Origin of the sequence: Rossellomorea sp. YZS02 (genome assembly GCF_033963925.1) — a bacterium.
Lineage (GTDB): Bacteria > Bacillota > Bacilli > Bacillales > Bacillaceae_B > Rossellomorea.
The window spans coordinates 40,603-63,772 of the sequence record NZ_JAXBLY010000014.1 but is presented as its reverse complement, the minus strand read 5'-3'; the positions used below and the strand labels follow the sequence as shown (position 1 = coordinate 63,772).

General features: G+C 44.7%; 26 protein-coding genes. 13 read left to right on the top strand and 13 right to left on the bottom strand.

The features are described 5' to 3' along the window. Positions 1 to 64 precede the first annotated feature (64 nt). The 6 genes from SLH55_RS14685 (at position 65) to SLH55_RS14660 (ending at position 6,746) form a co-directional block, all read left to right on the top strand. Positions 65 to 1,453 (top strand): bifunctional metallophosphatase/5'-nucleotidase, encoded by a 1,389-nt coding sequence (locus SLH55_RS14685; protein ID WP_320323816.1) that lies wholly within the window; start codon positions 65 to 67, stop codon positions 1,451 to 1,453. Positions 1,454 to 1,591: 138 nt separating this feature from the next. Continuing rightward, entirely contained in the window at positions 1,592 to 2,554 is a 963-nt protein-coding gene (locus SLH55_RS14680) for an alpha/beta hydrolase (RefSeq protein WP_320323815.1), read from the top strand. A gap of 15 nt (positions 2,555 to 2,569) precedes the next feature. Next, entirely contained in the window at positions 2,570 to 3,658 is a 1,089-nt protein-coding gene (locus SLH55_RS14675) for a threonine aldolase family protein (protein ID WP_320323814.1), read from the top strand. A 234-nt stretch (positions 3,659 to 3,892) separates the two neighbouring features. Continuing rightward, positions 3,893 to 5,290 carry an FAD-binding oxidoreductase gene (locus tag SLH55_RS14670; protein ID WP_320323813.1) on the top strand — a complete coding sequence of 466 codons (1,398 nt, stop codon included), beginning with the start codon at positions 3,893 to 3,895 and terminating at the stop codon, positions 5,288 to 5,290. Beyond that, on the top strand, positions 5,287 to 6,267 hold the full coding sequence (locus SLH55_RS14665) for a bile acid:sodium symporter family protein (protein ID WP_320323812.1): 981 nt from the start codon (positions 5,287 to 5,289) through the stop codon (positions 6,265 to 6,267). The genes SLH55_RS14670 and SLH55_RS14665 overlap by 4 nt, the downstream gene beginning before the upstream one ends. A gap of 113 nt (positions 6,268 to 6,380) precedes the next feature. Next, complete coding sequence (locus SLH55_RS14660; protein WP_320323811.1) at positions 6,381 to 6,746, top strand: PH domain-containing protein; 366 nt, start codon at positions 6,381 to 6,383, stop codon at positions 6,744 to 6,746. Between the two features lie 131 nt (positions 6,747 to 6,877). Here SLH55_RS14660 and SLH55_RS14655 read toward each other — a convergent pair whose 3' ends face one another. The 4 genes from SLH55_RS14655 to SLH55_RS14640 all read right to left on the bottom strand — a co-directional run bounded on the left by SLH55_RS14655 (position 6,878) and on the right by SLH55_RS14640 (position 10,682). After that, positions 6,878 to 7,885 (bottom strand): iron ABC transporter permease, encoded by a 1,008-nt coding sequence (locus SLH55_RS14655; protein WP_320323810.1) that lies wholly within the window; start codon positions 7,883 to 7,885, stop codon positions 6,878 to 6,880. Then, positions 7,882 to 8,889 (bottom strand): FecCD family ABC transporter permease, encoded by a 1,008-nt coding sequence (locus SLH55_RS14650; protein WP_219167804.1) that lies wholly within the window; start codon positions 8,887 to 8,889, stop codon positions 7,882 to 7,884. The genes SLH55_RS14655 and SLH55_RS14650 overlap by 4 nt, the downstream gene beginning before the upstream one ends. A gap of 70 nt (positions 8,890 to 8,959) precedes the next feature. Continuing rightward, entirely contained in the window at positions 8,960 to 9,886 is a 927-nt protein-coding gene (locus tag SLH55_RS14645; protein WP_320323809.1) for an iron-hydroxamate ABC transporter substrate-binding protein, read from the bottom strand. Continuing rightward, on the bottom strand, positions 9,837 to 10,682 hold the full coding sequence (locus SLH55_RS14640) for an ABC transporter ATP-binding protein (RefSeq protein ID WP_219167046.1): 846 nt from the start codon (positions 10,680 to 10,682) through the stop codon (positions 9,837 to 9,839). Before SLH55_RS14640 ends, SLH55_RS14645 begins: the two co-directional genes overlap by 50 nt. A gap of 194 nt (positions 10,683 to 10,876) precedes the next feature. Between SLH55_RS14640 and SLH55_RS14635 the strand changes: the two genes are divergently transcribed. Beyond that, positions 10,877 to 11,926 (top strand): NAD(P)/FAD-dependent oxidoreductase, encoded by a 1,050-nt coding sequence (locus SLH55_RS14635; protein WP_219167045.1) that lies wholly within the window; start codon positions 10,877 to 10,879, stop codon positions 11,924 to 11,926. Positions 11,927 to 11,958: 32 nt separating this feature from the next. On the opposite strand, the gene SLH55_RS14630 is transcribed toward SLH55_RS14635, so the two are convergent. From SLH55_RS14630 to SLH55_RS14620, 3 genes are all read right to left on the bottom strand, one after another. After that, the gene (locus tag SLH55_RS14630) at positions 11,959 to 12,663 is read right to left on the bottom strand and encodes a DUF421 domain-containing protein (RefSeq protein WP_219167044.1); all 705 of its coding nucleotides are present in this window, start codon (positions 12,661 to 12,663) and stop codon (positions 11,959 to 11,961) included. A 99-nt stretch (positions 12,664 to 12,762) separates the two neighbouring features. Then, positions 12,763 to 13,485 (bottom strand): TerC family protein, encoded by a 723-nt coding sequence (locus tag SLH55_RS14625; protein ID WP_320323808.1) that lies wholly within the window; start codon positions 13,483 to 13,485, stop codon positions 12,763 to 12,765. A gap of 246 nt (positions 13,486 to 13,731) precedes the next feature. Then, entirely contained in the window at positions 13,732 to 14,010 is a 279-nt protein-coding gene (locus SLH55_RS14620; protein WP_219167802.1) for a hypothetical protein, read from the bottom strand. A 156-nt stretch (positions 14,011 to 14,166) separates the two neighbouring features. On the opposite strand from SLH55_RS14620, the gene SLH55_RS14615 reads away from it, so the two are divergent. Continuing rightward, complete coding sequence (locus SLH55_RS14615; protein WP_320323807.1) at positions 14,167 to 14,574, top strand: potassium channel family protein; 408 nt, start codon at positions 14,167 to 14,169, stop codon at positions 14,572 to 14,574. 179 nt (positions 14,575 to 14,753) lie between these two features. Here SLH55_RS14615 and SLH55_RS14610 read toward each other — a convergent pair whose 3' ends face one another. Continuing rightward, entirely contained in the window at positions 14,754 to 15,200 is a 447-nt protein-coding gene (locus tag SLH55_RS14610) for a hypothetical protein (RefSeq protein ID WP_219167041.1), read from the bottom strand. A 10-nt stretch (positions 15,201 to 15,210) separates the two neighbouring features. After that, positions 15,211 to 15,549, bottom strand: a complete 339-nt coding sequence (locus SLH55_RS14605; RefSeq protein ID WP_219167040.1) for an ASCH domain-containing protein — start codon at positions 15,547 to 15,549, stop codon at positions 15,211 to 15,213. A gap of 138 nt (positions 15,550 to 15,687) precedes the next feature. Between SLH55_RS14605 and SLH55_RS14600 the strand changes: the two genes are divergently transcribed. From SLH55_RS14600 to SLH55_RS14580, 5 genes are all read left to right on the top strand, one after another. Beyond that, the gene (locus SLH55_RS14600; RefSeq protein ID WP_320323806.1) at positions 15,688 to 16,626 is read left to right on the top strand and encodes a DMT family transporter; all 939 of its coding nucleotides are present in this window, start codon (positions 15,688 to 15,690) and stop codon (positions 16,624 to 16,626) included. Between the two features lie 107 nt (positions 16,627 to 16,733). Further along, on the top strand, positions 16,734 to 17,213 hold the full coding sequence (locus SLH55_RS14595; protein WP_320323854.1) for a ferritin: 480 nt from the start codon (positions 16,734 to 16,736) through the stop codon (positions 17,211 to 17,213). 130 nt (positions 17,214 to 17,343) lie between these two features. After that, positions 17,344 to 17,880, top strand: coding sequence for a DUF3189 family protein (locus SLH55_RS14590; RefSeq protein ID WP_219165624.1), 537 nt, complete (start codon positions 17,344 to 17,346; stop codon positions 17,878 to 17,880). Between the two features lie 106 nt (positions 17,881 to 17,986). Then, the gene (locus tag SLH55_RS14585; protein ID WP_219165623.1) at positions 17,987 to 18,130 is read left to right on the top strand and encodes a hypothetical protein; all 144 of its coding nucleotides are present in this window, start codon (positions 17,987 to 17,989) and stop codon (positions 18,128 to 18,130) included. Between the two features lie 124 nt (positions 18,131 to 18,254). After that, positions 18,255 to 18,890, top strand: coding sequence for an FMN-dependent NADH-azoreductase (locus SLH55_RS14580; RefSeq protein WP_219165622.1), 636 nt, complete (start codon positions 18,255 to 18,257; stop codon positions 18,888 to 18,890). A 54-nt stretch (positions 18,891 to 18,944) separates the two neighbouring features. Here SLH55_RS14580 and SLH55_RS14575 read toward each other — a convergent pair whose 3' ends face one another. The 4 genes from SLH55_RS14575 to SLH55_RS14560 all read right to left on the bottom strand — a co-directional run bounded on the left by SLH55_RS14575 (position 18,945) and on the right by SLH55_RS14560 (position 23,164). Further along, on the bottom strand, positions 18,945 to 20,219 hold the full coding sequence (locus SLH55_RS14575) for an MFS transporter (protein ID WP_320323805.1): 1,275 nt from the start codon (positions 20,217 to 20,219) through the stop codon (positions 18,945 to 18,947). 31 nt (positions 20,220 to 20,250) lie between these two features. Then, complete coding sequence (locus SLH55_RS14570) at positions 20,251 to 21,546, bottom strand: ectonucleotide pyrophosphatase/phosphodiesterase (RefSeq protein ID WP_320323804.1); 1,296 nt, start codon at positions 21,544 to 21,546, stop codon at positions 20,251 to 20,253. Between the two features lie 165 nt (positions 21,547 to 21,711). Then, the gene (locus tag SLH55_RS14565; protein ID WP_219165619.1) at positions 21,712 to 22,503 is read right to left on the bottom strand and encodes a polymer-forming cytoskeletal protein; all 792 of its coding nucleotides are present in this window, start codon (positions 22,501 to 22,503) and stop codon (positions 21,712 to 21,714) included. 25 nt (positions 22,504 to 22,528) lie between these two features. Next, positions 22,529 to 23,164: a DUF4004 family protein gene (locus SLH55_RS14560; RefSeq protein ID WP_320323803.1), complete on the bottom strand. Its 636-nt coding sequence runs from the start codon at positions 23,162 to 23,164 to the stop codon at positions 22,529 to 22,531. Positions 23,165 to 23,170: the final 6 nt, after the last annotated feature.

Here is a 23,170-nt window from a genome sequence, read left to right as displayed (position 1 = left end):
GAACTTAATTTCCGATACTATTAATAGAGAGAGTTTTCTGATAAAAAAAGTAGCGGAGGTAAAGATGAATTTAAAAATCATACATACAAATGATATGCACAGCCATTTTGACGCATTTGGGAGAGCGGCATCTCTGATTAAGGAATTGAAGGACGAGTCTACCATTGTTCTCGATGGAGGGGATTTTGCTGATTTCAAGAGCATCGAACTTCAGGGAACGAAAGGGATGGCGGCGATTGAACTTCTTCAATCTGTCGGATACGATACGTTGACGATCGGGAACAACGAGATGTTCAACGGCTTCGACACCCTTGAACATATGGCAGATAACAGTCCCATCCCTTTTATCAGTAATAATCTTTACAGAAAAGACAAAGCGAGCGTCAACGGAGTGAAGTCAAGCGTGATTCTTGAGAAGAATGGTATCAGGATTCTCATCACGGGTTCCTCTCCTGATCTTCAGGGTTTCAATGATGGTCTTGGTGTACATATAACGGATTATAAAGAAGCCATCAGGGAGGAGCTGGAACGCAACCGGGGGGCATACGACCTTTGTATCCTCCTCAATCATGTAGGGACAGTGGCCGATGAGGAACTGGCTAATGAACTGGAAGATGTGGACATCATTCTTTCCGCACATGATCATCAACTCTTTACAGAGGCAAAGGTTGTCAGTGGGACTGTGATGAACAGCGCTGGCTGCTACGGGGAATACATCGGAGTGCTCGAATTGGACGTGACAAGTGATGGGGTGGAACTGATACGGGGAGAAACGTTAGCGACTGATTCGTCCCCTGTGGATCGTGAAGTCAAAGCCATTCTTAAGAAAAACAAAGAGATTGCGATCGAGGTGTTGAGCAAACCTCTTTATACAATAGATCAATCCCTTTGGCATGATGTGCTGGAAGAGAATCCGATGACCAATTTGATTGCTGATGGTTTGCAGGACATGTTGAAATGTGATCTCGGTATGATCAACAGTGGAGTCGTGAACGCCGGGGCCTTTCAAATGATCAGTCATAAAAAGCTCATAGAAATCTGCCCATCCCCACTGAACCCGACTTCTTTTGACATACAGGGGAAGCATATAAGGAAAGCAATCGAAGAGTCCCTGGATGTGGAGATTTGTCTGGCAGATGGAAAAGGACCGGGATTCAGGGGTAAGTTCGTCGGGAGGCTGCATGTTTCCGGTGCTGAAATTAGTCACAATGGGCAAGAGATCTTTAGCATTCTAATAGGAAGCGAGCCGTTAGAGGATGAGAAATGGTATTCTGTTGCCTCCTCCGATTATTTACAGAGGGGTTCTGGATATGATTCACTTGGTCATGCCCGGAATGAAAAATATCTGCCTGAGGAAATACGGGATGTCATCAGGATATATGGAGGACGTGAAGATTTCATTAAAAGAGCGCAAGTTAATAGATGGAAAGAGAGTAGTAGTATAACGGTTTAAATCGTGTTAAAGCGCTCAGGGATGCCTGAGCGTTTTTCATTGTGGTAAACGATGCAATTGGACGTGTCTTTTTCTATGAATCTGATAACTTATTACGGTAAAATATAAGTAACTTATCTGTACGAAGGAGACCATGCCATGAAGAAGAAAATTGTGTGGATTGTGAGCAGTTTGCTGGTGTTGTCCCTCCTTGGTTTGATCGTTGCCGGAAACTACTTTTATGATGTGGCCATTAACCGCAGCAATGAAGCGGTTGAACTATACGGAGGCACAGAAGAAGCGGTGGAAGCGGTCAGCGCTTTGGAGGAGGAACAGGAGAAATTAGAAGAGTTGCAAAACTGGACAAGTAAACGGGATTTTCAGGAGGTGGAGGTGAAGTCGGATGATGGATTGACCCTCAGAGCCCAATACCTCGAGAACGAGTCACCGAACGGGAAGACGGTGATCCTTGCCCATGGGTATAAGGGAAACAGCGAGCAGATGCCTGAAATTACTAGATTCTATTATGAAGAGGGATACAATATTCTTAAACCCGATGCCCGTGGACATGGTAAGAGTGAAGGGGATTATATCGGCTATGGCTGGGACGACCGGCTGGATGTGAAAAAGTGGATTGGATTCCTGGTTGATGAAAAAGGACAGGACACCATCTTCCTCCATGGTTTTTCCATGGGAGCCGCAACCGTGTTGATGACGAGCGGGGAGGAGCTTCCGGAAGAAGTAAAGGGAATCATTGCGGATAGTGGATATACCTCTGTCGACGAGGAGCTTGCCCATCAGTTGAAATACCTTTATCGCCTGCCTGCGTTTCCGATTATGGATATCACGGGTGTGGTGACCAAGGTGAGGGCAGGTTATTCATTTAAAGAAGCATCTGCACTGGAGCAGGTGAAGAAGAACCGCTTGCCGCTCTTCATCATTCACGGTGATAAGGATGAGCTCGTCCCGACAGAGATGGCCAATCGCTTGTATAAGGCAGCAGGCGGTGTGAAGGAATTATGGATCGTTCCCGGTGCAGGTCACACGGAAGGCTTCACAGTGCAAGAAGAGGAATACAAAAAGCGGATCAAGGGGTTCATTGCAGAGGCGATGAAATCATAGAAGGGGTGAATGGTGATGGGAGAAAAAAGGTTATTTGAGGCGTATAGAAGTGCTCCATATTCTGTACCAGGGCATGGAAAAAGGAATCTTGATGTTATGAAAGAGGCACTAGATAGGCTGGATGGTGATTTGGAAAGCGATATTTATGGATCCGGTAAGATAATAGAAGATTTTCAGGAGAAGATGGCGGATCAGCTTGGGAAAGAACGTGCAGTGTTCTTTCCGAGTGGAACGATGGCCCAACAGATCGCCCTCCGTATTTGGTGTGACGAAAAAGAGGTTCCGAAAGTAGCATATCATCCTTTATGCCACCTGGAAATACATGAAGAGGATGGATTGAAGAAATTACATGGGATTGAACCCATTTTATTGGCAGATAAGGAACGTGTGATTGACCTTGAGGACGTTACCGGTCTGGATGAGGATATTGCATGCTTATTATTGGAACTGCCACAACGGGAAATTGGAGGGCAGCTGCCGGAGTATCAAACCCTTGAAGCCATCTCACGATTCTGCCGTGAGAAAGGGATCAAGCTTCATTTGGATGGAGCCAGGCTCTTTGAGGTGCTCCCTCATTACGGAAAGACGGCCTCAGAAATATGTGATTTGTTTGATAGTGTCTATATTTCATTTTATAAGGGGTTCGGCGGGATAGCGGGGGCAATCCTGGCGGGAAGCGAGGCATTCACGGAAGATTCCAAAGTATGGAAGCGTCGGCACGGCGGTGATTTGAACAGTCTGTACCCTTACATTATCAGTGCAGACTACTATTTCGATCAGCGTGTCGGGAAAATGGATCAGTATTATGAAGATGCGAAGGAACTGGCTGCCCACTTCAATGACTGTGAGGGGATTTCCACCTTGCCGCTAAAGCCTGTTTCAAACATGTTTCACGTTATCTTTCACTATCCTCAAAAACAAATCGAATCCATCCTGATCGACGTGTACGAAGAAACCGGTGTCGGTTTAACCGGATACGTGAAAGAAATCACTGAAAACGAATGTGCCTATGAAGTAAGCATAGGAGACCAATACCAAACCATCCCAAAAGAAAAACTCCAAGCAACATTTACCCTGCTAAACAAAAAGCTCACAATAACATAACCTAGAAACCAGTGGTATCGGCCATGCGCCGATACCACTTTTTTTGAGGGACGGACCTTATCTGAATCCCGGTATGATGAGGATTCACGTCTAAAAATGCCCGTTTTAGAGGTCCGTCCCTCAAATGACAACCCAAATAGTTACATCAAAAGAATCCCAATTTACTATTGAAATATTCTGATTATTGGGTATAATTCGATACATTATACATTTTTTTGAAGGGGAGAGTGTCGTATGAGTGTGAAGGTTAGTCGTTTGTTGGACGAGTTAAGGGAGGTTGTAGGCAATGGCCAGGTGACGGTGAATGAAACGGTTTTGGATCAGCACGGCAAGGATGAATCCTACCATTCTCCAAGCCCGCCGGATGTGGTGGTGTTCCCGAGGAGCAGTGAGGAAGTGAGTGCGATTGTGAAAGTCGCTTCGACTCATACTATACCCATCATTCCTTTCGGGCTTGGTACAAGTCTCGAGGGACATGTGATTCCTTATGATAAAGGGATCACGATCGACTTTTCCCAGATGAATAAAATCCTTGAGGTGAGGGAGAAGGATTTCCTCGTAAAGGTTCAACCCGGGGTGACGCGCACTCAGCTGAATAAAGAATTAAAGAAATATGGCCTCTTTTTCTCAGTGGATCCTGGAGCGGATGCGACACTCGGCGGTATGGCTGCAACCAATGCAAGTGGTACGACTTCGGTTAAATATGGTGTGATGCGTGATCAGGTGCGTGATCTCGAAGTGGTGCTTCCCGCCGGGGAAGTGATCCATACTGGGAACATGGCGCAGAAATCCTCCTCCGGTTACCACTTAAATAGTTTATTCGTAGGGTCTGAGGGGACGCTCGGATGTATTACGGAAGTGACCCTCCGCGTATATGGGATCCCTGAACATATCGTGGCGGCACGGGCATCATTCCATACTGTGAATGATGCGGTGGAAGCGGTCGTCTCCATATTACAGGCGGGGATTCCGATTGCCAGGTGTGAACTCGTGGATGAACCCTCCATGGTACAAGTGAACCGATTCAGTGACACGGATTATAAAGAAAAACCTACCCTTTTCCTTGAGTTTCATGGAAATGAGGCGGGTCTGAATCAAGATGTGGAATTCACGAAAGAAATCGTAAAAGATCATCAATGTGAAGACATTGTCTTTGAAGAGGACACCGCAGCCCGCAATAAACTGTGGGAAGCAAGGCATAACCTTGCCTATGCTTATGTGCATGGGCATCCGGGAAGGAAACTCATGGTGACGGATGTTTGCTTGCCCATTTCGGAATTATCAGGAGCCATTCAGTACGCAAGAAAGAAACTGGAGGAATTAGAGCTAATCGGAGGGATTCTGGGACACGTCGGAGATGGGAATTATCATACCTCACTTATGATTGACTTGAATGATCCCGGCGAGGTGAAAAGGGCCGGTATATATAATGAACTGATTGTTGAATACGCCCTTGAACGGAACGGCACATGCACGGGAGAACATGGAGTAGGAGTCGGGAAGATGAAGTATCAGGAGCGGGAGCACGGTGGAGCTTTAAGGGTAATGGAGAAAATCAAACATGCACTTGATCCACTTGAAATCTTCAACCCTCATAAACTTGTACATAAAAAGGAGGAGGACAAAAAATGAAACTACTTGAAACCATCAGCAATCTGGCAGGGAAGTACTTTGCCGTCTGGGTCATCCTCGTAGCGGCTGTCGCTTACTTTGTTCCTGCACCATTTCTGCCATTGGGTGCCTATATTACGATTCTATTAGGAGTCGTGATGTTTGGGATGGGTCTAACCTTGAAGCCCGTTGATTTTCAACTGGTACTGAAAAAGCCACTTCCTGTCATCACGGGGGTTCTGGCACAGTTTCTCATTATGCCTCTTGGTGCCTTTTTGATTGCTTACATACTTGGCCTGCCGGCTGAACTGGCTGCCGGTTTGGTATTATTGGGGTCTGTTCCAGGTGGGACGGCATCGAACGTCATGGTATATCTGGCAAAAGGCAATCTGGCATTATCCGTTGCCATGACGTCACTGTCGACGATCCTTGCACCTATTGCTACTCCACTGATCCTTCTGGGGCTGGCGGGGCAGTGGCTGCCGGTCAATCCCGTCGCCATGTTCCTTTCAATCGTTCAGGTGATCATCCTTCCGATCACAGTGGGGCTCGTGATCCGTAAATTATTCCCGGGTGTTGTGGAAAAAAGTTTGAATGTCATTCCGCTCATTTCAGTACTGGCAATCATCATCATCGTTTCAGCCGTCGTTTCGGCAAATGTTGAAAATATTGCTGCTTCCGGCGCTATCATTTTCACGGCGGTCATACTGCATAATCTATTTGGGCTCGGTCTCGGCTATGGAACAGGTGTCCTCCTGAAGTTGGATGAGGGAACAAGAAGGGCCATCTCCATTGAAGTGGGAATGCAGAACTCCGGGCTGGGTGTTGCTCTTGCCAGTGCCCATTTCGGTCCACTTGCGGCCCTGCCGAGCGTCATTGCAGCTGTATGGCATAATATTTCAGGTCCAATCCTCGCTACGTTTTGGAGTAAGAAGCCCGTGGCAGTCGAAGTTGAGGAGGAATATAGAAGCGCTGACGTCAGTCCGACGGTGAGATAGCAAGGATGGGATCAGTCGGAATCCTAAAAAGATGAAATGTCTATTACCTAAAAATGGATAACGCTTCTGCTATACTAGAATGTAAGATGTAAGTTTACCAGGGAGGCGTAAATATGGTGGAAGTAAAGAAAACGATGAGGTTCACATTTTTCGAGGAAGTGGAAGTACCCCAGGAGTTATATACGATGCTGATTGAAGGAGAAAGAGTGGAAGTCGCATATAAAACGGTCAGGGATGTAGCGGTTGTCACGAATAAAAGAATCATGATTGCAGACCGCCAGGGTATTACGGGAGAAAAAATCGAAGTATATACGATTCCATTCAAATCAATCATTCTCTATTCCAGCGAAAACGGGGGAGCACTAGACATCGACGCCGAACTCGAACTTTGGACAAAAGTCGGAAAGATGAAACTAAGCCTGAATAAAAAAGTGGACATCCGTAAACTAGACCGATTAATTGCCACTCATATCCTATAAGAAAGAAAAAATGCTGATCCCCACCTACAGGTGGAGATCAGCATTTTTTTGAGGGACGGACCTACTAAATCAAGCCACATATCCCGTCATTATAGCAATCCTTCGTTAAATTAGAGGTCCGTCCCTCAAGCCTACTTCCTTAGTAGCAGGTACATGAAGTAGGGGGCGCCGATGAGGGCGATCATGATGCCGGCAGGGATTCCGTCGGGTTGGAGGATGTTCCGGCCTATGGTGTCTGCGAGGAGCAGGAGCCAGCCCCCGAGTAGGATGGCGATGGGCATGAACATTTGGCTGCGTGGTCCGACCAGGGCCTTCGCCATATGTGGGGCCATCAGGCCGATAAAGGCGATCCCGCCAGTGACGGAGACGGCCGATGCGGCTAAGGCGACGGCTACCATCAGCATCATGAAGCGCTCACGGTTTATGGAGACCCCTACTCCTATGGAAACAGGTTCACTCAATCCCAGTAGATTAAGCATTTGGGATTTATACAGAGCAAAAGGAATCAAAATGACCAACCATGGAAGGATGGCCCAGATAAACGGCCAATCGGTCCCCCATATATTACCCGCGAGCCACTTGGCAATAAAGTCAACCTTTGCCCTTTCCGCACTGGATATCAGGATGATCATCAGCCCTGATAAGGCCATGGAGAATCCGACTCCCACCAGGACAAGGCGTACTGGCTGGATTCCATTCCGCCTGCTGTAAGAAAATATGTAAATCAAGCAGGCTGTAAGGAGTGCCCCAGCGAATGCCACAATCGGAAGCATATAAGCAAAGGAACCCGCATTCATAGGGAAGAACAAAAAGAAGATGGCAATCGCTACACCTGCCCCCGAGTTGATCCCGATGATCCCGGGGTCAGCCAGGTCGTTCCGGGTCACCCCCTGAAGGATGGAACCGGATAAGGCAAGGGCCATTCCTGCAAGAATGGTGATGATGATCCTCGGCAAGCGGATGGAAAAGAGGATGAACTCTTCTTTAAATGATCCTTCCCCCAACAAAGTGGGGACGAGCCTGTTATATGATACAGAAGAATAGCCCATTCCAATGCTGACAAAGGCGGTTGCCCCGATAAGTATGAGTAGAGCGATAAGGAGCATGCGCTGTTTTTTGATCAAGTCCGGATGTATCATGAGAAGCCTTTCCCTCCTTTATGAACGATGAACAGGAAGAAGGGAAGCCCCATCATCGCAACGATCGCGGCCACAGGTGTTTCAAATGGCGAGTTGATCGTACGTCCAAGTGTGTCGGCAAGAAGCATGAATGATGCGCCAAACAGGGAGGAGATGGGAATGATGAAACGATAATCTGTTCCAACGACTGCACGGACCATATGGGGAATCATCAACCCAATGAATACCATATTCCCTACAAGTGCAACGGCAGCCCCTGCGAGAAGGACGATCACGATGAATAGAACACCTTTGACAAAGACCGTACGCTGTCCCAGCCCAACCGCCACCTCTTCATTCAAGCTCAAGATCGTCAGTTGTCTGGAGAAAAATAAAGCTACGAGAATACCGATCACAATAAATGGAACGATCACCTGAAGCTGAGACCAGGTAGTACCGATCATTCCACCTGCCGTCCACATGGAAACATCTTTCGACAACTTGAAAAACAAGCCGACTCCTTCAGCTATGGCAAATAAAAAGGCAGATACGGCAGCACCCGCCAGTACGATTCTAAAAGGGGAAAAGCCTCCTCTTTTCATGGAGCTGATCCCGAACACCATTAGGGCACCGGCTGCAGAACCAATAAAGCAGGCAATCATGATCCCGTAATAGCTGATGGAAGGGATGAATGCGAGAGCGATTGCCAGGGAAGCATTCGCTCCGGCTGTCAGGCCAAGTAAACCGGGATCTGCCAGGGGATTACGTGTCATGCCCTGCATGATGGCACCTGATACGGCAAGGGATGCCCCGACCACGATGGCGGCCACTTCCCGGGGGAAGCGGATCTCCTGGAGAATAGTGATCTTGTCTCCCTCAGCCGAGAACGTGAGGGCATGAAAGACATCCTTCACCGTTGTCTCGGCAGCTCCAAAAGTAACAGATACCAAAAAGGCAGCTACAAAAAGAAGGGTCGCACCGATCAATTTATAAATAAAAGGAATTTGTTGATTTTGAATGGTCATCATCAATCATCTTTTCTTTTTAGAGTATAGAAAATGGGGAATTCTCATCATAAGAATTCCCCAATACCACTTAATTGCCTAGAAATTTCTCTTTGAAGAAATCCAGCTGATAATCCAGAGTAAGAGGATCATTAAAGTAAAATTCCATCATATTCACTTCAAATACCTGGTTGTTCTTCACTGCAGGAATGTTCTTGTATGTTTCGGTTTCCATAAACGAGTTATCTGCTTTAGGGTCCTTACTTATAATCAGATAATCTCCCGCAAACTCAGGCATCACCTCAGTGGAAAGGGCAAAGTACCCAGGTTCCAACGCTTGTTCTTTTACTTTTTCAGGCATCTTCAAATCCATTTCCTGATAAAGGATCTCTGTCCCGCGACCCCAATTGTTCCCGTATACGTATAATTGCTTATTGAAGCTTTCAATGACGGAAACGGTTGCATCTTCGCCGATTTTTGCTTTGATATCCTCACCGGCAGTTTGTGCGCGCTCTTTAAAGTCATCGACCCATTGCTGAGCTTCTTTTTCTTTGTTTAATAGTTTTCCAATTTCAATGTGCTGAGTTAAATAGTCTACTTTTCCGTAAGTGTATGTAACAGTAGGAGCGATTTCATTTAATTTATCCACATTTTTAATATTGGATAAACCGATGATCAGATCCGGATCAAGTTCAATAATCTTCTCAAGATTTTCGTCGGTAACTTCTTCAACACCTTCGAGCTTTTTTTCCCAACGAGGATTCATTTTGGACCAGGAATCTACACCAACGAGATCCACATCAAGTGCCATTACATTTCCTGCAAATGAAGATAGAACGACGACACGCTGTGGATCTGCCGGCACTTCAACGGGACCATTTTCTGACTGATATGTGATGGTATCTGATTTACTTTCCTTTTCCTTTGCATCTGAACCTTCTTCTTTTGATGAACCGTTGCTGCAGGCGCTAACCAGTAACACTAACAGCAGAGTGAATGGAATGACCCATTTTTTCATGTTGATCTTCTCCTTTGAGTAAGTTATATGTGATACACATTGGTTTATTTGTTCTAGGATCTCTCCCGATTTCGGCATCAATCTGAAAAACCTTTTTCAATACGTCGTGTGTGATGACTTCTTCGCAACTTCCCGATTTAACAATCTCACCTTCTTTTAAGGCTACGATATAATCGGCAAAACGGGCTGCCTGGTTTAAATCGTGCAAGACCATCACAATGGTGCGTTCCTGTTCCTGATTGAGCTTTTGTAACAGCTCAAGGACTTCAAGCTGGTGGGCCATGTCTAAGTATGTAGTAGGTTCATCGAGGAAGATGATGTCCGTTTCCTGGGCAAGCGCCATGGCGATCCATACCCGTTGTCGTTGACCACCTGATAATGCATCGACTTCTCTGTACTTAAATTGGAGTGTTCCTGTTACTTCAAGGGCCCAATTAATCACATCATAATCTTTCTTCTTCAGCCGACCCATTCCTTTTTGGTGGGGGAAACGTCCGTAAGACACCAATTCACCAACCGAGAGTCCACTTGCACTTTCTGGTGTCTGAGGAAGAATCGCCATCTTTTTAGCCAATTCCTTCGTATCACCTTTTGAAATATTTTCACCATCCAACACCACGTTCCCGGTTTGATGGGAAATGATCCGGGTAATCGCTTTCAGTAAAGTGGACTTTCCACATCCATTGGAGCCGATAATTGTCGTGATTTTCTTGTCGGGGATTACGACATTAAGATTCTTAACGATTAAGCGCTCACCATAGCCAATGTTTAAATCCTCCGTATAGAGGCGTGCCATTTTATAACCTCCCAAAAAGTATTGTGAGTGAATATCTAAGTGATAATGATTATCAGTCTCGAACAATTTCCATACTATAATTCATTTTTCCTAATGTCAATAGAAATTTTTTATTGTCATGGAAGAAAAAAAGTTGTAGGATGTAGTTGAGAATGATAATCAGTTGCGTTCTGATTACCAAGGAGTGAACGGATATGATAAAAGAAATATTCGACGTAACCGTCATTGGCGGAGGGCCTGCTGGACTTTACTCAGCCTTTTACAGCGGATTAAGAGAAATGAAAACAAAGATCATTGAATTTCAATCAACCTTAGGCGGAAAGATACACGTATATCCTGAGAAAATGATCTGGGATGTAGGGGGACTTACGCCAGTACCGGGGGCAAAATTGATCGAGCAACTTGTTCAACAAGGGTTAACGTTCAACCCGACTGTCGTCCTGAATGAAAAAGTGGAATCGATTACAAGGAACGAAGATGGAATCTTTATTTTAGAGGGTTCCTCCGGTGAAAAGCATTATTCAAAAACGGTCATCGTCGCAGTGGGTAGCGGGATCATCAATCCTCAAAAGCTTGACATTGAAGGGGCAGAACGATTTGAAGTCTCCAATTTAAACTACACTGTGAAGTCATTAAAACGATTTAAAGGAAAGACGGTCATCATTTCTGGGGGAGGGAATTCCGCAATCGATTGGGCAAATGAACTGGAGCCTGTGGCTAAGAAGGTGTATATCGCCTATCGAAAAGATGCTCTAAAAGGACACGAGGCACAATGCGCACAGCTCATGAACAGCTCGGCGACTTGTTTACTGAATACGTCTATATCCAAATTGCTTGCAGGAGCCAATCACGATTCCATTGAGAGGGTCGAGTTGACCAATCATCAGACAAAGGAAGTGTCCTATCTGTCAATCGATGAGGTGATTATCAATCACGGTTATGAAATCGATACATCCTTACTTAAAGATAGTTCACTCGATATCGCCATGATCGATGAATATTATATAGCAGGTTCGACAACGAGCGAATCCTCCATAGATGGACTATATGCGGCAGGAGATATCCTGAAACATGAAGGAAAGGTGAATCTGATTGCGGGTGCTTTCCAAGATGCTGCAAACGCAGTCAATAAAGCCAAGCAATTCATTCAGCCTGACGCAAATGAATTTGCCATGGTATCATCCCATAACGAAGTATTCAAGAAAAGGAACAAAGAACTGGTTAAACAGATGATGAAATCATAATCTAAAACCCCCTCCGCGTGTGGAAGGGGTTCTCATTTATACAGATAGATTTTTATTTGATCCTGCTTATCTATCGTTGCCAGCAAGACATCATGAACTGTTGCATCATAAGAGCTTCTCAATTGATCGTGCAGCCAGGATACGTCTTTATTCAGGTTCAGTAATTCAGATAGATTGATTCTGCCATCCTCAATAATCGGTATGGGGAGGTCAAATGCTTGAAATGGAAGCGCAACATCCTGATGTGTCACTGGCTGATATTGTGGTTTGAGGAAGAATGAAATTTCTCCTCCCGGCTCCCACATGGCTATTGCCACTTTGTGAACTTCTTCGATTTGTTGCTTCCTTAATTCAGATAACAGGCTTTCTAAAGGAATCCTTGCTTTCTTTAGATTTTTATATAAGATGTCACCATTATATATGATGGAGATAGGGGACGGGTCCAGTATTTTCCGTATGATGGTTGAATGAAGACTGAGGTAGACCCCTATGAGATAGAGAAAGACCAATGTACCCATAGTGAGCATAGATCCTTTCATTCCTAACCCTTCGTCTGACAAGGGGTGAGCCATGATATTCCCTATGAGGAGGGCCATAACAAAATCAAGGAATCGCAGTTGAGAGATGGACCGTTGTCCCATTAATTTGGTTATGACAAGTAAAAAGATGAATCCTATAGCCGCACGGAAAATCCATTCCATAGCAGTCAGTGAATGCTGGCTCATGAAGAAATCCAATACAAACGTCCTCCTCCTTAATTGACTGGCAATTAGTCTTTCCAAAAAGGTCTTTCACAAAACAAAAAAGATGCCTACGCGTGCAGGCATCTTTTTTGTTTATGCATTATATTGTTGAACATTTTTATGATCAGATTGAGTACGCTTATTTGCCAGGAAACCACCAAGAAGAATGGCGGCAGTCAGAACGATTGTAATAATGGTCGTAATCGCTCCATGCTCAATATTGATAAGGTGTAAGAACTTCTCATCTGACACGATCATTTCCCCTGCTGTGTAGGCAAGGATCCCTGCTCCAAGGTAGGCGATCCAGCGGTATCTTTCCAAAATTTTCACGATCGCTTTCGAGCCAAAGATCATAATCGGGATCGAAATGAAGACGCCAAGGGCGATCATACCGATATGTCCGTGAGCAGCACCTGCTACAGCAACGACGTTATCTAGACTCATCGCGGCATCGGCAATGATGATGGTCGTAATGGCCTGTCTAAGCCCTGTATGCGATTTGATATTGGCTTCTTCTTCATCCTCGACAAGTACCTGATAGGCAATCCATAGCAGCAGAACGCCACCGATGAGATGCACATAAGGAATCTGAAGTAAATAGACGATGATCGCTGCAAAGAAAATACGGAGGATGACGGCACCGGCCGTTCCCCAGAATATCGCTTTATTTTGAAGGTCTTTTGGTAATCGCCTTGTTGCCATGGCTATGACAATGGCATTATCGCCAGACAGAATGATATCGATGGCAATGATTTTTAAAAGGGCAATGATTGCACCGGTAGAGATGGCTAGTCCAAGTGGAAATAGGAAATCCATATTGCTTCCTCCTTGTGTATACGAATCTATGAAATAAATTACCAACTAATCTATTATACCACATTTTATTAATAGAAAAACGTTCGTCATTATAATAAAGAGGGAATCTCCATTCCATGGGAGGAATTTCATGGTTGAAAAAGAAACATGACATAAACCATAGTAGCCGACGTTTGATTAAATAATGCAACCGTAAAGAAATCCCCGACTCCATTCAGGAATCGGGGATTTACCTCGTTTCTATATTTATTGTGGGTACGGTGGTGGATAGGGATAAGGGTACGGATACGGATATGGATAAGCAGGCGCGGGTACCGGGTAAGGTCCAGGTGATACAGCAGCACCAACGGCTAATCCTGTCACTGTCCCGGCAGCAAAACCAGGGTATCCCCAGCCGTGATTCCAATTTCCTCCGTGATTCCAGTTCCCTCCCTGGTTCCAGGTTGTTCCGTGTCCCCAACTTGCGTGTCCGTGTCCATTTCCCCAACTTGCATGCCCTCCACCGCCATGAGCGGGTCTATACATATTCAATGGTTTTCTCACCTTTCTCAACTAAGAGGAGTTGTTATATCATATGTGGGTTTGGGTGAAGAGGAATACGAATTTGAAATCATCGGTTTTAATCATACAGCACGTGGTATATGAAACATAGTCTATAGTAAGAGGAGGATTCACAACGTTTTGGCAACCATCGTTACATTAGGGGCCCTTCTATTTATTTTGGTAAACCTAATCTATTTTTTAAAAGATAAGCATTTCAAGTATAGCTATTTCAGCACCGCGCTATTTTATAAACTGTTCTTTGTCCTTTTTGGTATCATGATTGCATTTGCTGTACTTTATTATGCATTGTCCTTCGATAATCCTATGCTACGGGTAAGCTCGCCTGGTGGAAAGCCCGTAGAGCATACATTTTCTAATTACCTTTATTATAGCGGCGTGACGATCCTGTCAGTTGGGTACGGTGATTATATCCCCACCGGGTATCTCAGGTTCTTTGCTTTGTTGGAAGCAGCTATCGGGTTGTTACTACCGACTGCCTATTTTATGAAAGTGTTGGATTCGAAGGGTAATAAGGGGAATGAATAGGGTGTTTTTACTTCCAAACAAAACTTGGCACAAGTTTTGTTATAGTGGCACAACAAAAGCTGATTAATAACATTAATATAGGTGTGGGTATGTGAAGATTGTCGCTATAAAAAAGCTCAGTCATACGAAAAAGCGTGTACCAGGCACAATCAACCAAAATTGTACCTGGCACACACTCTTTAAGCCCACATTTCCGGCTTTACAACCATAAACCACAGCATTGCCAGTAAGAGAATGAGATATATCCAGACGGTCCGGTGCAACTTTCCGACCAGCTTTTCCCTGTTCGCATCATCTTCCCTGAATTTCCTCAGGGTCGGTGAAAATGCCCGTGCGAGAAAGAAAAGGGAGCAGAACAGAATGACGAGGGTCATAATGATCCAGGGTGTCGTCCATGTCCATGGTCCAAGCAGAACCAGGAGAATGCCAGTTCCTACAAGGACGTGCCCTGAATGCTTTGAAAGCTGTACAGTGAAACGGAACGTTTCCAAGTAAGAAGGAAGGACGGTCTCAGAGGCGGAACGCAGCTTCTTCATCATCGGCAATAGAATGAAGAAAGGCCCAATTGAAGCTACGACACTAATGACATGAAGGTAAATCAGTGTTCTGTATAGAAGTTGTTCCATATATAGGACCTTATTCTGTCACTAAGCTGAATTCATGGACCCATACTTTCATGTCGGGGTGCCAAGGCATTCCAGGGTGATAGGAGAGAATGGTATTTTTATATTCCTCCACCGTTTGAAACCCTTCCTGCTTTGCATGATCATCCGTCAGTTCACCTAGTGATTGTGAATAGACACTGTTCACTATGTATTTCTTTCCTTTTAGCTCCATGATTTCCCCGATATCCGCGTATCTTCCATTGCGGCGTGTCGCCGTTTTCGTTCCTTGAAGAACCTTTTGGACATCCTCAGATTTTGTGACAAGACGTTCGATGGTACATGTCTTTGGTGGCAGTTGTTGATTTGTCATTTTTAGAAAACCCCTTTCGACTTTAACTATAGCATAGTCCATGAGTGATAAGAATATGGATTTATTCTCTGGCAGAGAAGGTTTTTGGGTGCTATGATTGGATGAAATATCCGAAATAGAAAGAAGGCGCCGTAAGTTTTGAAAAAATGGCAAACCTATTTGATTCTTGTATTCATCATGTTGATATGGGGATTTAATGTCCCGGCATTAAAAACGTTGGTAAGTGAATTTACACCTGTGACGATCACTTCACTCCGGATTTTTACGGCAGGTATTACGGTATTCATCATTCTTGGTTTAATGGGGAAGGTCAGGAAGCCGACAGCCAAAGAACTTCTGTTCATCACTAGCGGTGGTCTGTTGAATGTGGTCAGTCACCATTATTTTTTATCAGTCGGGTTAACGGGTACTTCGTCTACTAACGGTGGGCTGATCCTCGGAACGGGTCCACTCTTGACTGCTTTGATGGCGACGATCATTCTTCGGAACAGGCCGACTGTAATTAAGGTAATCGGGTTTCTTTCCGGGAGTGTCGGCGTGACGATCATCGTATTATCGGGAGGGGAGGGAATCGGAGGACTGAAAATGGGTGATCTGTTCATCTTCATCTCCATTTTTTCTCAGGCATTGAGCTTCATCATCATAAGCCATGCTGCCAAAACGCTGGACCCACGTTTGCTGACGGGTTATATGCTCGTATTCGGTTCCGTCGTCCTGTTTATCATCAGTCTGTTCACAGAGCCGGGGGGATTGAGACAATTAGGGGATGCTTCTGCCTCGATATGGGTATTATTCTTTGCATCGGCCATCTTGGCGACAGCTGTGGGACATATGATTTACAACCATTCAATTGGGAAAATCGGGGCTGCGGAAACATCGATTTTCCTTAATCTCAATACTTTTTTCTCCCTGGTTGGAGCATCTATCTTCCTGGGGGAAACCGTGACATATTATCATCTGATCGGATTGGTGTTCATTGTACTTGGCGTCGTGTGCGGTTCCGGTACTCTGGAAGAGCTGGTGACGAGAAAGAAACAAAAAAGGTACGTTGAACGAAAGCAGAACCATCAAATGTAGATGGTTCTGCTTTTTTATCTCCTCATATTTTAAGGTCCCTCTCAATAAAATAGAAGGTCAGTACATTATTGAGGAGGATTGCGATGCTTAATGATCAAATTCAATAACTGGTGAATAATCTGATTCAGATTGAGCATGTGTCAACGACATTATATCTGGCTATGTCGGCTTATATGGCGAACCAAAATTATAGCGGGATGGCTAAATGGTTAAGAATTCAATCGGAGGAAGAGCGAACACATATGTTGAAACTCATTGACTATCTGACGGACAGGGGAGGAGTGGTGGAGCTTCAGGAGCTTCCAGCCCAGCCGAAAGAATATGGCTCCCCTCTGGAAACCTTTCAAAAGGTGTTGGAGCATGAGCAATTCGTTACAAATTCGTATCGTCAAGCCTATAATTATGCAGCCCAGACGGATCAACAGACTGCGGTGATCATCCAGGAATTTCTAAGGGAACAAATCGATGAAGAAGCACAGTCCCAGAAAGTTGTCGACCGCTTAAAGATTGCCGGGGATAATCCTTCTGCCTTACTGGTAATGGATCAGGAGCTTGGTCAACGTGCTGCAGGACCAGCAGGTGGTTAAATACATCCGTAAATGCCGATTCCTGTACTCTGGGAAGCGGCGTTTTTTTTTTATTGATGCATGGAATGGGATACAGTCTGCTCATCAGGTTCATACTGAAGGAAAATGAACTTATTCAAAGGGTGGGCATATGATTTATATTTACAATGATTTCGGTGGAACCCATACAACGTCTATGGCTGCTGCCTATCACTTACAGTTATTAAAACAAGGTGATCTTACAAAGGATGACATCCTTTCAGTGCCTTTTTTTAACAAGCTTACCAAAAAGGACACCGGTCACATTCTTTTTCATGGGTTGGACCAAGATGATAATCCTGTGTATACAATTGGAAGGAGAAATTCCAAGTATGTTGTTCCTGCCTTAACTGATTTATGTGGCATTCTCCTTAGTCGATATGATCAACAAGAGAAAATCATCATTTCCAACACTTCTCCTACTGTACCCCCATTCATGACTGCGGGGGGATTATTCTCGAGAGAACTTGGCATCGATTGGATAGGGGTTCCCCTCCTTGTCAAAGGAGCGAAGCAATGTCACCGGCTCATTCAACATCTAGTGGAAGAAACCAAACATGTGGCAGAGCTATCATCTGAACAAATCGTCGTATTAGAAAATAAAGAATATCAATATAAAATGGGAAAAAAGGATATCTTCTGGAAATGAGACATATTATAATTAAGTAAATACTACCAGGTAAAAGGTCTGTGCCTGAAAAAATGGATAGACCGTTACATAATGGCTAAACTATAGTAAAACGGAGGTGTCGACATTGGAAGGTAAACCATTTCACTTTGATGGCAGTCACCATTTCACAACAGGGGAAGCACAAGAGAACACTCCATTTGAACTAACAGACGAAATGAGAAGAAATATCGGGGGAAACCCTTTTGAAATGCCTGGTGAAGAAGACTAAGGTATTTCACTTAATGCTGCCCTAAACAGGCAGCGTTTTTTTTTGATTCGTAAATAAGGATAATTCCATCCATTTCTTCATAAAATACTGTTGTGAATAAAACGAAGCAAAGGATGGATGATCAATGGCACAAGTATTATATATAACAGCGCATCCCCATGATGATACACAGTCCTACAGTATGGCGGTTGCAAAAGCATTTATGGATACATATAAGGAAGTGAACCCGGGAGATCAAGTGATACACCTCGATTTATACCGGGAACATATTCCTCATATCGATGCGGATGTTTTCAGCGGATGGGGTAAGCTTCAATCTGGTAAAGGATTCGAGGAGCTTTCACCGGAAGAACAGAAGAAAGTGAATCGGCTGAATGAATTATCGGACCAGTTCATAAGTGCCGATAAGTATGTATTTGTCACTCCGTTCTGGAATTTCTCATTCCCGCCGGTGATGAAAGCTTATATTGACTCTGTTGCAGTGGCAGGGAAATCGTTTAAATATACGGAACAGGGGCCGGTTGGGTTATTGACGGATAAGAAAGCCATCCATATCCAGGCTCGGGGAGGTATTTACTCTGAAGGACCTGCAGCTGGAATGGAGATGGGCCACCGATATTTAAGTATCATCATGCAGTTTTTCGGGGTACCTTCTTTTGAAGGAGTCATTGTGGAGGGACATGCTGCCATGCCGGACAAAGCAGAGGAAATCAAGCAAAATGCCATTTCCCGTGCGAAAGATGCAGCTCATACTTTCTAAGATTAACTGAAGATAAAAGAAAGAGCCTGATCCTGTGATCAGGCTCTTTCTTGTTTACACAATCGCAGACTTTTCCACATCATCTTCCTTTGGCTCTGGAACGAAGGCGAGTACCACAATTCCGATGATAAAGAGGATGACAAGACTGAACACACCGCTGTTGGACGCACCTGTCACTTGAGCTGTGACCGCCACTAGCAGCGGACCAAGTATGGATGCGAACTTACCGAAAATATTATAAAAACCAAAGAATTCATTGGCATTTTTCTTGGGTATCAGTTTGGCGAAATAGGCCCTGCTGAGTGCCTGAATGCCCCCTTGAGAAGAGGCGACAAGCATGGCTAATATCCAGAAGTCCAGGGTCGTTTCCAAGAAATAAGCATAAATGCACACGATGATATATACGCAGATGCCTACATACAACATCTTCTTCCCTGTGAATCTTTCTGCCAGTCTTCCATATAGAATGGCAAATGGCCCAGCCACTACCTGTGTAACAAATAGGATGATCAATAGATTCGTGGATGAAATACCAAGGTCCGATCCGTAAGCAGTGGACATCGTAATGATGGTACCTACACCGTCAATATAAAAGAAATAAGCAAGAAGGAATAAAAAGAGTGCCCGATATTTTTTGATTTCTTTCATCGTTTTTCCCAGGCGTTTAAAGCTATTTGCCACCGGGCTTTTCTCACGTTGGATAAAATAGCGCTGGTGAACATTCTTTAATAGAGGGATGGAAAAGAGTCCCCACCATACAGCGGTGATGACAAAGGCGATCTTACTGGCGACGGTGACAGAGAAAGGGATAGTGCCATTTTGGGATAATACGATGATGGCGATACTGATGATGAAGGGAATCGTACTGCCTATATATCCAAATCCAAACCCCCGGGACGATACCCGGTTCATCCGTTCTTCCGTGGTAACGTCGGTCAAAAATGCATCATAGAAGACGTTCGATCCTGCTGAACCGACGGCAGCCACTGTATAAAAAATCAATAAGAGCAGCCAATTATCGCTCGGAACAAAAGCGAGAAGGGCGGTGAACGTTACACCCAATGCAAAGAAGAAGGAAAAGAACTTCTTCTTGTACCCTTCATAATCGGCGATGGTACCAAGAATCGGCCCGATCATGGCAAGGATGAAGGTGGCAATGGCAATCGTATATCCCAGATAAGCCGTTGAATTAGCAGCACTCACCCCTGCATTGGTGGCGGCGGCTTTATAAAACAGCGGAAAGACGGCGGTGGAAATGATGATTGAATAAGCGGAGTTCGCCCAATCGTAAAAAATCCAGCTGCTTTCTTCTTTCGAAAAACGCTTCATTGTTTTTCCCCCTAAGGAAACAGATTCTTCTTTATATGTCGAGTATGGCTTCTATCGGTTTTCCGTCAGTGTCACCTAAGCTGAGTCCGAGCAATGTGGCGAATGTAGGTCCTTCATCGACGAGGCGCATAGAAATGAGGTCCTGATGCGGGCGAATGCCTTTTCCTGCCGCCATAAAAATCGTGAAGTAGCCCTCTTTTTCTGGAGAATAGCCATGAGATCCATACGTATAACGCTTCTTCCTGACATCTTCCGGGGTGATCGTATGAATGAAGGAACCTTCCAGTGCGTCTTTAAAATAAAAACCTGGACGGGCCTCAAGCATAAACGCACAATGTCCGTCGGCCCCCTTTTCAGCTGCTTCCTCTCCAGTGAGAAAGGATTCGATTCCGTTGGAAGGATCGGGTTGCAACTCTTCCAAAAGCCGTTTTACTTCCTTTGTTGCTTTATCATCTTTTGTGTAGACGTAGGCTGAGCCATCACATCCTTTGCAATAAGCCTTCCATTTCGAAATCTTCCCCCGTCCGTTTACGGTTATCATTCCTTTTTCCTTTAGGAGAATGTTGAATTGAACGGCCATGGATTCATCAAGTGCACTATGATCCCCCAAGGCGACGATCGTCGTTTCTTCATACATGTCGTTTTCCTTTAACGCTTTCATGATTCTCCCCAGTCTCTCATCATGACGATGAAGAGCCTTCTTCGCTTCTTCGGAAGAGAAGCCATGATAATGCCGCTGGGTATCAAGATCCGTAAAATGAACAAGCAATAAGCCGGGCTTCCTTTTGATCGTTTCGACCGTTGATTCCAGGACGAAATCATCCAGTTCCGGCTGGTTAAGACCACTCCGGACCCCGCCGAAGAGACGATTCATCTGAAGTTGATAGAGCGGACTGCCATTCAGAAGGGAAACAAGGATCTGATTATGCCATGGTCGATTGGCGAATATTTCAGGCATATTATAATCTATGTCTGCTTTAGCTGTCACCGGCCAAAGCAGGGCAGCGGTCGTCATCCCGGCCTTCTTTGCTTCATCATACAGGGTGGTGCCTCTAATGGATTTCCTGTACCAATGCCAATCAGGGGAATCCCTCCCCGGCTGAAGCAGGGTGTTGTTTACAACACCGTGTCGATTGGGGTACTTCCCGGTAACGATGGTTGCGTGACATGGATAGGTAACAGAAGGATAGATGGTTTCAACCTGTTTGCAGTAGGATCCTCGTCCAAGCAGTTCCCGGAAGTGGGGAAGCTCTTTCAGAATCGGATAATCCAGGGCAGACAAACAATCAAAAGAGATGACTATCAGGTGATCGGTCAAACGTTTCATAAAGTCCTCCATATGCAGTGCAGGATTGTACTATATACCTATTAATATAGCAGAACATTCAGAATAAAAATATGAAATTCAGATGTTAGAGGGGGAAAGGTGGTGTAAATAAGGGGAGATGGTAGAAAAAAGGGAAGGCAAAGCCCATCCCCTTCCTCCAATATGTTAGATTTTCACTTTGTTTCTGATGCGGCTTTCTTTGTGCACATCGATGGAGCCGGAATACTCAACCGTATCGATATCGCAATGCTCACTAATCACGACGTTTTTACCGCGAACGAGCTTCGCTTTCGTATTCTCAAGATAGACCTCATCACCTTCGATTAAATCTGAAAATAAATAGTCTTCCTTTTGCAGGAAGAAGTTGACCACTTGCTTAATCAGCCTGTTCGAGTTGTGGTGAGTCACGGAGATCTTCTCCCCGCCGATTTCTTTGATGGATGATTCGTGATTGATCTCAATTTGAACGTTGTCAGCATTGAGCAATCCGTCGATGTGGACAGAGCCTGAAGATGAGAAGGTTTCAACTTCACAATCCTGCCCCACCTTCAGGGAACCGCTTGCTTTGATCAATCCGCCCTGAAGCTTTCCTCCCACTTTGCATGAACCGCTTACTTTGAATTTTTCCACTATAAGGTCACCGGTTATTTTACTGGAGCCACTGATATTCATTTCAGCGGCCATGACGGAGCCGTTATATTTAGAACTCCCGCTCGTTGATATATTTTCAGCTTTTGTATTTCCTTCAATAGTGGAAGAGCCGCTTGTTTTGATGACGCCGGCTTTTACATCACCTGCAACCGTCCCGGATCCTGAAATCTTCATCTCCCGACAGTCAATATCTCCTGCAATCTTTCCGCTTCCACTGATTTTCACTTCATCAAATTGTCCTCCGCCGGATGTTCCCGACCCGCTGATCTTTAAGTCATGCAACTTTTTCTTTTCTACTGTATTCATCCATTTCTCCTCCAGTTCAAGGGTGTTAGATCCCTTCCGTATTCGTTAACGTCAATTTCAATTCTTCCGTCATTTGTTGTAAATCGAATCGCAATACGACTTGAGCCATATGGTCTACGTGAAAGTCCGAAGGGAGGGGCAGGAGCATCCATATATACGCTTCATCTTTTCGGATACCGATAAGCTCAAGGGAAGATTCTTTCAGTGGAGTAAACTTCTCATGAAGAAAAAGAAATAGGGTTCGCTGAGCTTCTTTAGGAATCTCTAATAGGTGTGCCTTTTCGACAATCACCATATTTAAGATATCCTGGAATTCATAAGCGCCTTTCATTGCTAACAGCGATGTACAGAATGTCATGGTGTCCTCTGTAAGAATGTTGTGTGAGCGCAATCCTTCTTCACTGACTTCGACCTTGGTGGGATGGGGTGAGAAAAAGTCCGAAAGCTCATCCAGGGAATAACCATCTTTCATCTCTTTGATAGTATCAATTCTGGCAAGCATCTTTTCCCTTGGGAAGAAAGTTTCCTGTCCTGTATAGCTGGATTTCTTGATGAACCAGCTTTCCGGGATGATATTCTTCCGTTTCCATCTGTATAGCTGTCCATAGGATATGCCAGTCAGCTCCAATACTTCCTTTTTTGAAATTAAATCTGTTTCCAATGAGGA

What these genes read in the sequence shown, in the direction of transcription:
- SLH55_RS14685 (WP_320323816.1), top strand. Translation starts at nt 65, where the DNA reads ATGAATTTAAAAATCATACATACAAATGATATGCACAGCCATTTTGAC.
- SLH55_RS14680 (WP_320323815.1), top strand. Translation starts at nt 1,592, where the DNA reads ATGAAGAAGAAAATTGTGTGGATTGTGAGCAGTTTGCTGGTGTTGTCC.
- SLH55_RS14675 (WP_320323814.1), top strand. Translation starts at nt 2,570, where the DNA reads ATGGGAGAAAAAAGGTTATTTGAGGCGTATAGAAGTGCTCCATATTCT.
- SLH55_RS14670 (WP_320323813.1), top strand. Translation starts at nt 3,893, where the DNA reads ATGAGTGTGAAGGTTAGTCGTTTGTTGGACGAGTTAAGGGAGGTTGTA.
- SLH55_RS14665 (WP_320323812.1), top strand. Translation starts at nt 5,287, where the DNA reads ATGAAACTACTTGAAACCATCAGCAATCTGGCAGGGAAGTACTTTGCC.
- SLH55_RS14660 (WP_320323811.1), top strand. Translation starts at nt 6,381, where the DNA reads ATGGTGGAAGTAAAGAAAACGATGAGGTTCACATTTTTCGAGGAAGTG.
- SLH55_RS14655 (WP_320323810.1), bottom strand. Translation starts at nt 7,885, where the DNA reads ATGATACATCCGGACTTGATCAAAAAACAGCGCATGCTCCTTATCGCT.
- SLH55_RS14650 (WP_219167804.1), bottom strand. Translation starts at nt 8,889, where the DNA reads ATGACCATTCAAAATCAACAAATTCCTTTTATTTATAAATTGATCGGT.
- SLH55_RS14645 (WP_320323809.1), bottom strand. Translation starts at nt 9,886, where the DNA reads ATGAAAAAATGGGTCATTCCATTCACTCTGCTGTTAGTGTTACTGGTT.
- SLH55_RS14640 (WP_219167046.1), bottom strand. Translation starts at nt 10,682, where the DNA reads ATGGCACGCCTCTATACGGAGGATTTAAACATTGGCTATGGTGAGCGC.
- SLH55_RS14635 (WP_219167045.1), top strand. Translation starts at nt 10,877, where the DNA reads ATGATAAAAGAAATATTCGACGTAACCGTCATTGGCGGAGGGCCTGCT.
- SLH55_RS14625 (WP_320323808.1), bottom strand. Translation starts at nt 13,485, where the DNA reads ATGGATTTCCTATTTCCACTTGGACTAGCCATCTCTACCGGTGCAATC.
- SLH55_RS14620 (WP_219167802.1), bottom strand. Translation starts at nt 14,010, where the DNA reads ATGTATAGACCCGCTCATGGCGGTGGAGGGCATGCAAGTTGGGGAAAT.
- SLH55_RS14610 (WP_219167041.1), bottom strand. Translation starts at nt 15,200, where the DNA reads ATGGAACAACTTCTATACAGAACACTGATTTACCTTCATGTCATTAGT.
- SLH55_RS14605 (WP_219167040.1), bottom strand. Translation starts at nt 15,549, where the DNA reads ATGACAAATCAACAACTGCCACCAAAGACATGTACCATCGAACGTCTT.
- SLH55_RS14590 (WP_219165624.1), top strand. Translation starts at nt 17,344, where the DNA reads ATGATTTATATTTACAATGATTTCGGTGGAACCCATACAACGTCTATG.
- SLH55_RS14580 (WP_219165622.1), top strand. Translation starts at nt 18,255, where the DNA reads ATGGCACAAGTATTATATATAACAGCGCATCCCCATGATGATACACAG.
- SLH55_RS14575 (WP_320323805.1), bottom strand. Translation starts at nt 20,219, where the DNA reads ATGAAGCGTTTTTCGAAAGAAGAAAGCAGCTGGATTTTTTACGATTGG.
- SLH55_RS14570 (WP_320323804.1), bottom strand. Translation starts at nt 21,546, where the DNA reads ATGAAACGTTTGACCGATCACCTGATAGTCATCTCTTTTGATTGTTTG.
- SLH55_RS14565 (WP_219165619.1), bottom strand. Translation starts at nt 22,503, where the DNA reads ATGAATACAGTAGAAAAGAAAAAGTTGCATGACTTAAAGATCAGCGGG.